Origin of the sequence: Streptomyces sp. NPDC001787, from assembly GCF_040297465.1 — a bacterium.
In the GTDB taxonomy this organism is placed as follows: Bacteria; Actinomycetota; Actinomycetes; order Streptomycetales; family Streptomycetaceae; genus Streptomyces.
In genome coordinates this window covers 160255-172162 of the sequence record NZ_JBEOZE010000022.1, presented here as the reverse complement: position 1 = coordinate 172162, position 11908 = coordinate 160255, and the positions used below count along the sequence as shown (strand labels likewise).

8 protein-coding genes and 1 pseudogene are annotated in these 11908 nt (G+C 71.9%); all 9 read right to left on the bottom strand.

Translation table 11 applies throughout. From position 1 onward, the window contains the following. Nucleotides 1-1475: AfsR/SARP family transcriptional regulator (locus ABT170_RS40640; protein WP_502970573.1), on the bottom strand; the 1475-nt coding region annotated here is incomplete at its 3' end. Nucleotides 1476-1625: 150 nt separating this feature from the next. Continuing rightward, nucleotides 1626-3815: pseudogene (locus ABT170_RS40635) on the bottom strand (SAV_2336 N-terminal domain-related protein); the annotation flags it as partial. A gap of 86 nt (nucleotides 3816-3901) precedes the next feature. Beyond that, nucleotides 3902-4942, bottom strand: coding sequence for an AAA family ATPase (locus ABT170_RS27165; protein WP_443034324.1), 1041 nt, complete (start codon nucleotides 4940-4942; stop codon nucleotides 3902-3904). Continuing rightward, entirely contained in the window at nucleotides 4939-7098 is a 2160-nt protein-coding gene (locus tag ABT170_RS27160) for a VMAP-C domain-containing protein (RefSeq protein ID WP_351871621.1), read from the bottom strand. The genes ABT170_RS27165 and ABT170_RS27160 overlap by 4 nt, the downstream gene beginning before the upstream one ends. A gap of 5 nt (nucleotides 7099-7103) precedes the next feature. Further along, a complete protein-coding gene (locus tag ABT170_RS27155; RefSeq protein ID WP_329944426.1) occupies nucleotides 7104-7589 on the bottom strand; it encodes a CU044_2847 family protein in 486 nt (161 codons plus the stop codon). Nucleotides 7590-7779: 190 nt separating this feature from the next. Then, a complete protein-coding gene (locus ABT170_RS27150; protein ID WP_329944427.1) occupies nucleotides 7780-8604 on the bottom strand; it encodes a tyrosinase family protein in 825 nt (274 codons plus the stop codon). A 16-nt stretch (nucleotides 8605-8620) separates the two neighbouring features. Then, nucleotides 8621-9025, bottom strand: a complete 405-nt coding sequence (gene melC1 / locus ABT170_RS27145) for an apotyrosinase chaperone MelC1 (protein ID WP_351871616.1) — start codon at nucleotides 9023-9025, stop codon at nucleotides 8621-8623. A 393-nt stretch (nucleotides 9026-9418) separates the two neighbouring features. Further along, the gene (locus tag ABT170_RS27140) at nucleotides 9419-9931 is read right to left on the bottom strand and encodes an FBP domain-containing protein (protein ID WP_351871613.1); all 513 of its coding nucleotides are present in this window, start codon (nucleotides 9929-9931) and stop codon (nucleotides 9419-9421) included. 316 nt (nucleotides 9932-10247) lie between these two features. Then, nucleotides 10248-11816: an MFS transporter gene (locus ABT170_RS27135; protein WP_351871610.1), complete on the bottom strand. Its 1569-nt coding sequence runs from the start codon at nucleotides 11814-11816 to the stop codon at nucleotides 10248-10250. Nucleotides 11817-11908: the final 92 nt, after the last annotated feature.

Here is an 11908-nt window from a genome sequence, read left to right as displayed (position 1 = left end):
AGCCGGCGGCGCTCGTCGGCCAGTTTGGCGGCGAGGACGGAGACCGTCCAGGTGCGGCGGGCGGCCAGGCGGGAGGCGGCGATACGGATGGCCAGGGGGAGGAAGCCGCACATGGCCACCACATCCAGAGCGGCTTCGCGCTCCGCGCCCACGCGTTCCTCGCCCACGATCCGGGTGAAGAGCTGGAGTGCTTCCTCGGGGGACATCACGTCCAGGTCCAGCAGGCGGGCGCCGGCCAGGTCGACCATGCGGACCCGGCTGGTGACCAGGGCCGCGCAGCCCGCCGTGCCGGGGAGCAGGGGGCGGATCTGGGCCACGTCGCGCGCGTTGTCCAGGAGGACCAGGACACGGCGGCCCTCCAGCGAGGAGCGGTACAGGGCGGCCCGTTCGTCCAGGGTGTCGGGGATACCCGAGTCGGCGGTGCCGAGCGCGCGCAGGAACGAGCCGAGGACCGTTTCCGGCTCCGCCGCCCGGGGACCGGGGCCCTGGAGGTCGACGTAGAGCTGGCCGTCCGGAAAGTGGGCCCGGACGGCGTGGGCGGCCTCGACGGCGAGGGTCGTCTTGCCGATGCCTCCCAGGCCGCCCAGGGACGCGATGGTCACGACCGAACCGTCAGCCCGGCCCAGATGCTCGGTGACCTCCCGCAGATCGTCTTGATGGCCGGTGAAGTCGGTTACCCGTGCGGGGAGTTGCGCAGGAACGGCCGTGGTGTACGGGGGTGCCGGTCCGTCGGCCGGGCGGGCCAGCTCCTCGTCGGCCCGGAGGATGCGCTGCTGGAGCCGGGCCAGCTCCGGGCGCGGGTCGACGCCCAGTTCCTCGGCGAGCAGTCGGCGGGTGTCGGCGTACACCGCGAGGGCCTCGGCCTGGCGTCCGCTGCGGTACAGGGCGACCATCAGCAGTTCGCGCAGCCGCTCGCGCAGCGGGTGCGTGGCGGTGAGCGCGGTCAGTTCGGAGACCGCCTCCGCGTGGAGGCCGGATTCCAGGTCCAGGTCGAGACGGGTCTCGGTGAGCTGGAGGCGCCATTCCTCCAGCCGGGTGCGCTGGATCTCCGCGTACGGGCCCGGTACGGAGGCGAGCGCCTCGCCGTCCCACAGGCCCAGCGCCTTGTTGATCAGGCCGCGGGCCTGAAGGAGATCGCCGTCGCTCCGGGCCCGCTCGGCCTCGGTGGCCAGCTGTTGGGCGAGGTCCAGATCCAGTGAGTCGGCAGGGACCCGGAGGGCGTACTTTCCTCCAGCGGAGACCAGGACATCGGGGCCCAGGGCCTTGTGCAGCCTGGAGGCGTATGCCCGCAGCGCGGCCGGTGCCTGTGGGGGCGGATCGTCGCCCCAGATCGCGTCGATCAGCTCGGCCGCGGTGGCCGTCCGGCCGTCGTGCAGCAGCAGCCCGGCCAGAAGGGCCCGCTGCTGCGGTGAGCCGGAGGGCAGTGGGTCGCGCCCGCGCCGGACGCGTACGGGGCCGAGCACGGTGAAGCTCAGCCCGTCCGCCGGCGGTGGCGTGACCGGTGAAGCCGTGAGGACGGACCTAGCGTGTGGGGTGATGCCCAGCTGACGGGGGTCGGAGCCGTTCAGGATGCGCTGCTGGAGCCTCGTCAGCTCCGGGCCCGGGTCGAGGCCGGCCTCGTCGGCGAGCGTTCTGCGGGTGTCGGCGTACACCGCGAGGGCCTCGGCCCGGCGTCCGCTGCGGTACAGGACGAGCATCAGCTGCGCGCGCAGCCGTTCGTTCATCGGATTCGCCGTGGTCAGGGCGGTGAGTTCGGGAAGGAGCCCGGCATGATCCCCCGCCTCCAGATCGAGCTCGATCCGGAATTCGAGGAGCGCGAGGCGCCATTCCGCGAGGCGGGTGGCCTGTCCCGCGGCGAAGGGGCCGGGGATCCCGTCGAGCGGGGATCCCTCGGTGCGGGCGAGCGCATCGGTCAGCGCACGCCGGGCCTCTGCCAGGTCACCCGCCGCCCGCGCCGTCTTCGCCTGCTCGTACAGCCGCTCGGCGGCCGTCAGATCCAGATCCGGCTCGTCCCTCTCGCCCTGCGCCGACAACCGGTGGCCGTTCGCCGTGTCGTCGATCTCGACTCCGGAGGAGGCCAACGCCCTCCGCAGCCGGGAGACATAGGACCGCACGGTCCGCGTCCTGCCGTCGGGCGCCCGCCCACCCCACACCGATTCCACGAGCGTCGCGTCGTCCACGGCCCGGCCTCCGCGCAGCAGCAGAGCCACCAGTACCGCCTTCTGCCGAGGCGATCCCATCGGGACCGGCTCGGTGCCCCGCCAGGCGAGATGCGGACCGAAGACCGTGAACCGCAGGGGGGCCCGGGGCGCGCCGGGAGCCTCCGCGACCGGTGTGGTCCTGCCGTACAGCCTGTCCAGCACCGGGCTGACCAGTACCGCGAAGGCGGACGCGCCCGCCGGGCGGTGCTCGTTCCCGCCCGGATCGTCGAGCAGCGCGGCGAAGTCGGGCATCCGGCCGAGGTGGGGCTCCAGCGCCTCACCGACCGCCTCCACGACCTCGATGGACTGCTCCACGCTGAGCCCGCTCGCCAGCAGGTCCCGGACGCCGGGTCTGAAGTCGTAGAGAGGATCGGCCGGTCTGCCCCCGGCCGACGTCGGCAGACGGAGGTCTCCCGGCCCGCCGTCCGCCAGTGGCCGCAGCAGGTCACCGAGCAGAACCTCGGCGACCGCCGTCGGTGACGTACCGGGCAGCGAGGCGATCCGTACCAGCTGGATGACCGGCAGGCTGAGCGGCCTGATCGCGGAGAGCCGGACGGCCAGCCGGTAGGCGTCCGGGGAGAAGGAGGCCCGGAAGCGCTCCAGACGCTGCCGCGGAAGCGCCGGAGGGGGAGGACCGGCAGTTCGCGACGTCCCGTCGCCGGTGTCGAACAGGGCGATGTCCACCAGCGTGGGGGTGCCCGGACGGGTGAGCAGCCGGGCCCACGCGGACAGTGAGGACGGTGTGAGCGCGACGACCGGGACGGCGGGCCGGTCCGCCGTCCGCCCGACCGGCAGACCGGCGAGCGGATCGAGGACCCGGAGCTCGCGGACGGGCGCGAAAGGCCGCTCCGCCACGACGGGACGGGGCTGTGCGTCGAACGCGGTGCCACGCCACAGCCGTCGCGGCAGCGGCGGCAGCACGGTCAGCGGGCCACCGCGCCCCCAAGCCTCGATGAACCGGTCCGCCGCGGGGCTCTGCCACGCCTCGTCCACACCGTCCGTCAGCACGAAGGTGACGGGCGACTCCGTCCGCGGAGTCCCGGCGGGGCGGTGACCGTCCCCCAGGGCGAACCGGTGCACCCGTACCGCACGGAAGGCACCGGCTCGCTCCAGGAGACGCTTCACCTCCCGCGCGAGCGGCTGCCAGAGCCGCATGGACGGCGAGTCGTCCACGAGCAGGACAGCCGTGTGCCGCAGCTCCTGCTCCGGCCGGTCCACCACGTCCAGCACACCCGACTCGGCGGTGAGCCTGACCGTGGCCTCGATGTCCGCGACTGTCCGGTACCGGTGGTCGCGGTAGCCGCGCAGCGGGCGCAGCGCACGGGCCAGCGGCTGCGTGCCCGGGAGCGCCCGGGGACCCGGGGCACGAACGGACCGGGCCCGGGTCCCGGTGCCGTCCGGGGCGCCGCCGCCGTCGGAGGCGTACAGGCGGTGCGGTCGCCCGGCCGGCTCCCCGGCGGGCGCCGGCACGCGCGGATCGTGGGCGGCCCGTGACGGCGCGACGGGGGATTCGGGCCCGGCGGCGTCCCCCACCGGCTCCATGAGGGGCGGAGCACCCGGCTGAACCGTCGGGGTGCCGGCCCCGGGTTCGGGCGCCGGTGATTCACGGCCCATCGCCCGCGCGAGCCAGAGCACATCGAGAAGTTCGGGCGCCGCCAGGTCGTACCCCAGGGAATCCAGGAGCACCCGCATCCGGTCGATCATGAGGGGAACGCTTCGTCCAACCGGTGCATGACCGCGCCGAGCAGCTCCTCACGCGTGAGATCGGCCCCGGTGACCCGCAGATGGACGGCGGCGAGCAACTGGTCGGTGGCCAGGCTCTGCACGGCCGCCTTCCGGAGGAATTCGGAGATCAGGTCGTCGGCCTCGGCCAGGGCCGCCTCACCGAGGTTCTGCCGGACGATGTCGCGCAGCTTCGCCTCGTCCGGGTCGCGCAGGTCGAGCCGGACACAACGGCGCAGGAAGGCCGGGGGGAAGTCCCGCTCCCCGTTGCTGGTCATGACGACGACGGGGAACTGTTCGCAGGCCACCAGGCCGCGCCGCACCCGGATCCGCTCCCTGCTGCCCGTGACGAGAACATCCGCGGTCTGCTGGTGTTCGGGCAGCCTCGCCAGCTCGGGGATCTCGAACTCGCCCTCCTCCAGCACCACCAGAAGGTCGTTGGGCAGATCCAGATCGGACTTGTCGAGCTCGTCGATGAGCAGCACCCGAGGGCCGCCGGTGGCGGCGAGCGCTGTTCCCAGCGGCCCCAGACGCAGGTAGTTGCCGATGTCCGAGCTCTGCGCGCCGCGCCTCTTGAGCCGCCGTGCCGGACCGCGCGGCGCCTCGCGTTCACGTTGCAGCGACGCCTCGCGCAGCCGGCCGACGGCGTCGTACCGGTAGAGGGCGTCCTGCAGTGTCGACCGGCTGTTCACCGACCAGCGGAGCACCTCGCCCAGTCCCAGGTCCTCGGCGAGGGCGCGGGCCAGCGAACTCTTCCCGGTGCCGGGACGGCCCGTCACCAGCAGGGGGCGCCGCAGATGGAGCGCGGCATTGACCACGGCGATCTCGTCGGCGTTCATGAGATAGCGCTGCGAGCCGGGGCTGCGCCGCGCGGCGGGGAAGCGCCGCCACGGTGGCGGCTCGGGCAGATCGGACGGGCCGCGGAACACCCACCAGGGTTCGGCGGGCGAGCTGCTGTCACCAGGTGCTGTGGCGCGTGGATGCGGCACGACGCGGTCTCCTCGTCGGGACGGGTTCATGGCTGGATGAGGGCCCACGGCGCGGGTGCCAGGGGCGGTGGCCGGTGGTTGGGCCCGTCGTGCAGGAGCGACAGTTCACGCCCGTGGTGGGTCGTGCAGTCCGGGTCGGCCATGGCCTTGGCCCGTTCCAGACGGACCGCTTCGGGGATGCGCGCGTGATCGACACCCTCGACCAGCGCCAGCAGGTCCGCCGCGATCCGCCCGCCGTGTTCCTCGCGGTGCCACAGCACGGTGTGGACCCCGGCCTGGATGCACTGCCGCAGCACCAGCCCCTGGTGCTGCCGGTCGCAGCAGACGACGACGATCCCGGCCTCCGGATTCACTTCGAGCCTGGCCTGGGCCACCGCCGGGTCGCAGGAGCGCTGATCGAGCAGCAGCCGGGGCGAGGACGGCAGCGCGCTGCTGCGACGCTTCCACCCGGCGTGCGTCTCCCGGGTCCGCTCCGAACTCCGCAGCACCACACGGCGGGTGATGCCGGGCCGGAAGCCCCCGTCGTCGGCGCTGCCCGGGAACTCCCAGGCATCCACGTCGAGCCGCAGCCAGGCGGGGGCCACGAAGAACTCGACCAGAGCCGTCTCCGGATGCTCCTCCACCTCGGTACGCAGCACCTGCCGGATGGCCTCCACGACGCGGTGACTGGAGACTTCGGTGTCCTCGGTCAGGACCACCTCGTGCCGCCCGTCACCGCTCCAGACCCAGATCTGGTACGTGAAGAGATGGCCGGTGGACACGGGCAGCAGCTCGACCTGGACCCGGGGCGGGTCGGTGCGCGGCGGTCGCGTTCCACGCGCTCCGGCGTGCGCCGACACATCCGCCCGGAACTGGGCGACGGCCGCCGGCGCCACGCCCAGCCGGGGCGCGGTGCTGCGCACCCACGCGTCCAGATCGTCGGCGAGGTAGGCGCCCGATGCGCGCTCCTGGACGCTGATGTGGATGACCCCCTGCAACAACGGGGGCATGGGCTGGCCGGGTTGGGGGTCGTAACACTCCAGGATGTCCGTCGCGTCCGCGAGATCGCAGGGCCGCGGCACCTCGTCCGCGTAGGGCAGCACGGCGCGGACGAGTGCGTCCGGTTCGGTGGCGCGGCACTCGGCGAGCAGGGCGTTGAGATTGCGGCGCTGCCCGGACGACAGGCGTTCCCTCGGACTGACGATGCGTGCGATCCCGAGCGCCCGTTCCCAGTCGGGGTCGGTCGCGGGGGAGCCGGCCCGCAGTTCGGCGAGCTGTTCGTAGACGATGTTGAGCAGTTCGGGGACGCCCCGGCGTACGCCCATGGCCATGCCGGCCAGTCGCTCGATGTCGGCGGCCGGACCGGAGGACCGTCGTCCGAGCCGCGCGGCGAGCCGCTCCTCGCACGCCATGACCTCCCTGCGGGTCGGCAGCAACTTCTCCAGGGCGCCGAGGAGTTGCTGCCGCCCCCGGCCCGCGGCGGGGACAGCGACAGGCGGAAGGCCGGGGAGCTCGGACTCGATGGAGGACAGCCCGATCGCGTACATCGCGGCGGGTGGGGCGTACCGCGCGGCCGGTGCGGGGCCCTCCTCGCGCGCGCGGCTCTCATGAGCGGCGACGACCAGACCGACGACGGCTTGCCTCGACCGGTCCCACAACGGCCCGCCGCTGAACCCCTCGGCCACCGTTCCGCCCAGCACATCGAGCGCGATCCAGGGATGGGAGGAGACCCGCGGCATCGCCCGGAGGGTGGGCAGGGCGTGACCGCTCGCCCACTGCGCGACGACCTCGTTGCCGTCCCGATGGGTCAGGAAGGGGGCCGGTTCGGCGCCCGGTGGGGCCTCGGTGTCCAGTTCGACGACCGCGAGATCACCGTAGTACGGAAGGGCGCCGGCTCCCGGCGGGCTCGGACGGTCGGCCTCGGGGCGGCTGCGCGGAGGCCGCCAGCAGTGCGGCAACACCCGGCCGATCAGCTCGCGCTCCCGGTCGACATGCGGGAACCTCAGCCCGATCTGCTGCCCCCGCGACGGCACGGGTGCGTCGAAGCGATGCCGGCCGAGCGCGCTGTTGATGACATGCGCGCAGGTCAGGACCAGGGTGGGGGAGAGCAGCACGCCCGCACCGACCGGCTGGTCCCGCCCCAGGACGGACACGAACGCCCGGTGCAGGGGTGCGTCGGCGAGCGAGGGGGTCACATCCAGCCGCATACGGTTCAGGAACCGTCCACCTGGCTCGGCAGCCCTGCGGGCGGGTGCCCCTGCGCGGCTTCCTCCGTGCCGTTCGTGCCGTTGAGATTCCAGGTCGCCGAGACGGTGAAGCTGGCCTCGCCGCTCCCGGAGAAGACGCCGAGACTCAGGTCGCTGCCCAGCGTGACACCGAACTCGACCGTGACCTCGTCGGGCCGTTGGGCGAACCGGCTGACGGAGTCGTGGATGCCGCTCAGCACCCCGCCGAGAGGGCGCAACGCGTCACTGAGCGTCTGACCGCTCCGGGTGAGGGCCCGCGCCGTGCGCCCGTCGGAACTCACCGGCCGCGCCTCGCCGAACCCGGGCGGCAGGTCCAGCTCGCCCGCCGGATCACCCTCCCGCTCCGCGGCGCGTGCGCCGGCACCCGGATCGAGCGCCGGAGCACCGGTCCGCGGCGCGAGGTGCAGGCGTACGACAGAGCCGTCGTCGAAGGTCAGTCTCACATCCTCCATGGTCGAAGTCTCCCACGACGCAGGGGGGTTCGCCGTTCGTTCGCCGTTCCCCGGTCCTGTTCCCGGATCCTGGGGCGTCCGCTCGCCGAGGGGTACGTCAGGGAGACCGGCGCACCCGCCAGGAATCCGCGGCCGGAGACCGACGGCGGGACGCCGTCGATTCCGGCAGCAGACCCGTCATGCCCAGAACTCAGGCGTATGTGTAGAAGGGAGTGTGGTCCAGCATGCTCTGTGGGGTCGTGCCGGTCCAGGGCGGCATGGTCTCGTCGAGATCGATCACGTCGGGAGTTCCCGTGGCGGGGAGGTACTCGGCGCTGGTCGGGTGGAGTGCGTGCCAGTCGGCCCAGAGCTTGTCGACGAAGGCGTGGTGCAGCCAGAACACCGGGTCGTTGGGGGAGACGCTCGTCTCCATCTGACCCCAGACCCAGGTGTGCACCCGGTTGTGCATGCTCATGTAACCCGCCGTTCCTTCCAGCGTGGAACGGAAGCCGGCCGAGCCGTCACGCCAGGGCGCGGAGTCGTACGTGGGAATGGCGAGGGCGGCGTCGACCTCGGCCCGGGTCGGGAGCGTGGGGACGCGGTAGGCGAGATTGCGGGCGAGGAACGGGCGCGTGTCGACCTGGATGGTGATCGGCCACTTGCCGGCGGAGTACGCGAAGGGGCCGTCCATCACCTGGTCGTCCAGGGCTCGTCCGGTGCCGCCGAGGAAGTCCGGCGCCCAGAGCGACGAGCCGACGGTGTTGTCGGCTGTCCAGTCCCAGTAGGGGATCGATACCGAGGCGTCGACCTTCTGGAGTTCGTTCTCGAAGTCGATGAGGAACTTGCGGTGCCAGGGCAGGAACGACGGGCCGAAGTGGCCCACGTATATCCCGGTGTTCATGTCCAGCGCGAACCGGAGACGGTGGGCGGCGACGAACTCGTCGTACACCCCGGTCCGTTTGACTTCCAGTACCGCGTCGACGAATGCCTTCTTCTCGGCACCCGTGAGGTTCGCCTGATTCTTGCGTACGGTCATGGCAGTTGCTCCCGGCTCAGGAAGTGGGGTCGAAGGGCACGACGGAGGCGCCCTTGAGTGAGGTGACCGCGGTGCGAGCGGCGTCGAGCGGGCCGGCGAATCTCTCGTAGTGGTTGATCGGGCTGCTCCAGCCGCTCTTCCCGTGCTGCATCACATGGAGTTCGCGGCCATCGACCAGGACGCGGTAGCCGGTGCTGTGCCCGGCGTGGGCATGAGCCTCGGCGGGCAGACCCTGGATGCGCCGCCCCTGGAAGACCTCGTCGAAGGGCGCGGGCCCTCCGGCACCGCCGGGCGCGCCCGCTGCGCCGTCCGCCCTGTCGGGCGCGGTGTCCGCGGACGCGGTGGCCACACCGACGAGCGCTATGCCCGCGGCGGCGCCGGTGACGGCCCCGAGGGCCTGACGGCGGGTGAGTCTGGACATGGTGAATCCCCCCAGGAACATGAATGAGGCGGCCCCCCAGGTTGTTTGGGGCCGCCGCGACCATGCCTACAGGGGGAGCGGCCGTTCACAGAAGGGGAGAGATTTTGGTTGGCTGCCATATGGACATGTCTTCGCAGGTCATCCAGGTGCCGCCGACGTCGGTCCCACGCCGCGCCGACCCTCCATCGATCACAGAGTGGAGATTCCGCTGTGAATGAGCCCTGTACGTGAAGATCCTTCGGGGTTCGTCCGGCCGCCCGCGTCAGGACCATGATCTGAGCATGGCCTGAAATCCGGGGCGACAGGCGCCGCTCCACATCGTGAAGACGAAGCCATGGGCCCTGGCGGCGGCCGACTCCCCATCCGAGCGATACCAGTGGGTCGGGCGCGGGTTCACCTTCTGTTTCGCTCGGTCCGGTCGGGGACGGACACCGAACGGATGAAGGCGATCGTGCGCGAACGCAGACCTTCGCGGCGCGCCCTGAGGGTTTCATCGAACGAGGGATCGAAATCGTGGCGGATCGGCTTGGTGTGCGTCTTCACCGCACAGTCGAGATCGGTGCACAGGAGAAGGCCGACTGCGTTCAGACGTTCGCGTTTGTCGAGAGAGGGGAGTTGGGCGGTGAACAGTGACACCTCGTTGAACCGGCGGACGGACCGGCACAGATCGCACATCATCGCGCGTGATCCGTGTGCCGCGTCGTTCGGGGCCTGCCGCAGCAGCACTCCCAGCGCCCGGCCGTCAGCCTCGGTGACGAGGTAGGCGCGCTTCGGAGCGCGCAGGTCCCGCCAGCCGAGGTAGTCGATCCGATGCCATGGGGCGTCGTCGAACCAGACCGGTAGCCGGACCTTCTTCTCGGCCGGGTCCAGGTTCACGATCGCGCCGCGCACCTCTTCCCTGGTCATGGGGCGCATGGTTCCTCCTGGTGCGTTGTACGGGTTCCACGTGTGGCGGGACGGGGGCTGGAATGAAGGAATCCTGTGCGTCGGGGCGTCGACACGCTCTTCTCACCACGCTTCGCCGGTGAGAAGGGCTCGCGGAACGCTGCACGGACTGACCACGTTCGTGGCCGGCGCCCTGTGCGACGGCGCCGCGACGGGCGGGTCCGGGTCACCGCGCGAGCCGCGGGCGGTGGGGATGCCGGTGTCCGTCGGCGAATTCCGCGCTGGGCGCACCGGGGCCGGCGCGCTGTCGTCGTCGGCGATCCGGTTGGCGCCGAGCTCACCGGCCCGGCTCCGCCAGGTGCTCCGCGTCCTGTGCCGCGCGGCCACGGGTCCGGGCCGCTCGTGTGCCCCGGAGCAGGGTGGCGATCAGGATCGCTCCGCCGGCTGTCACCGCGAGGGCGGCCACCGCAGCGATCCGCATCTCGTGGCTGAAGGCGTCGAAGGCCACCCTGCGCAGAGCCTCCGCGCTCTGGTGCGGCAGGGCCGCAGCGGCTTCGGCGGCGGCGCCGAGGGTCTCCGCCGCGCCCGCCCGCTGCTCGGGAGTGAGGCCGGCGGGGGCCCGGGACTCCATGTGTGAGCGATAGACGGCTGTGCCGATGCTGCCCAGAACCGCGATACCCAGCGCGCCGCCGAACTCGGCTGAGGTCTCCGCCAGGGCGGAGGCCGCCCCGGCCCGCTCGGGCGGCGCGGCCGACAGGATCACCTCGGTGACCACGGCGGACACGCCACCGATGCCGAGGGAGACCACGGCCAGGGCGCTCACCAGGTGCACGATGCCCGAGTCGGTCTCGACGAGAGCCAGCGCGAGGTAGCCGGCAGCCGCCACCACCAGTCCCGCGGCCATCACATTCGGTTTGCCGACGCGCGGAGCCATCGCGGTGGCCAGGGCGATGCCCACGGGCATCACGAGGAACGTGGGCAGTGACCACAGGGCCGACTCGAACGGACTCATGCCCAGGACGAGCTGCATGAACTGCCAGTTGAACAACGAGAAGCCGACCATCGCGAAGGTCGCCAGGGCGTCGATGAGCAGCGGCACGTTGAACCGGCGGGTGCGGAACAACGCGAGGTCGATCATCGCATGGGCGGCCGTGCGCTGGCGGCGGACGAACAGAACTCCCACGCCGATTCCGGCAGCGACACAGACTGCGCCGAGCCGGGCGAAGCCGTGCTCCGCCGTCGTCTTGATGCCGTAGATCACGGCGAGTACGGCCACCAGGGACAGCAGGGCGCCGAGCAGGTCGAAGCGGCCCGGCTCGGGGTCGCGGTACTCGGGCAGCAGCAGCGGTCCGAGTACCAGCAGCAGGATCATCACGGGCACGTTGATCAGGAAGACCGAGCCCCACCAGAAGTGCTCAAGGAGCAGACCGCCGATGATGGGGCCGACGACGGCGCCGCCGGCGAAACCGGCTGTCCAGACCCCTACGGCGGTGGCCCGTTGGCGTTCGTCGCAGAACATGTTCCGGATCAGGGAGAGAGTGGAGGGGGCCAACGTGGATCCGGCGATGCCCATGAGCGCCCGGGTCGCGATGAGCGTCTCGGGGCCGGTCGAGCAGGCCGCCAGGACCGAGGCGAGGCCGAAGGCCGCAGCGCCGATCAGCAGCACGCGCCGCCGCCCGATCCGGTCACCGAGGGTGCCCATCGTGATCAGTAGGCCTGCCAGCAGGAAGCCGTACGAGTCCATGATCCACAGCAGTTCCGCACTGCTCGGGTGCAGGTCCGCCGTCAGGGACGGGAGCGTGACGAACATGACGGACATGTCCATGGACGCGAGGACGCACGGCAGTACGAGGACGGCGAGCCCGATCCACTGCCGTGCTCCGGCCCGCTTGCTCTCTTCGGTCATGTCCCGCACTCACTCCTGTTTCTCCGATCGGTGGCCGAAGGCCGGCAGCCATGAATTCCGTCACCCTTCGCGTACCAAGTACGCGTCACGAT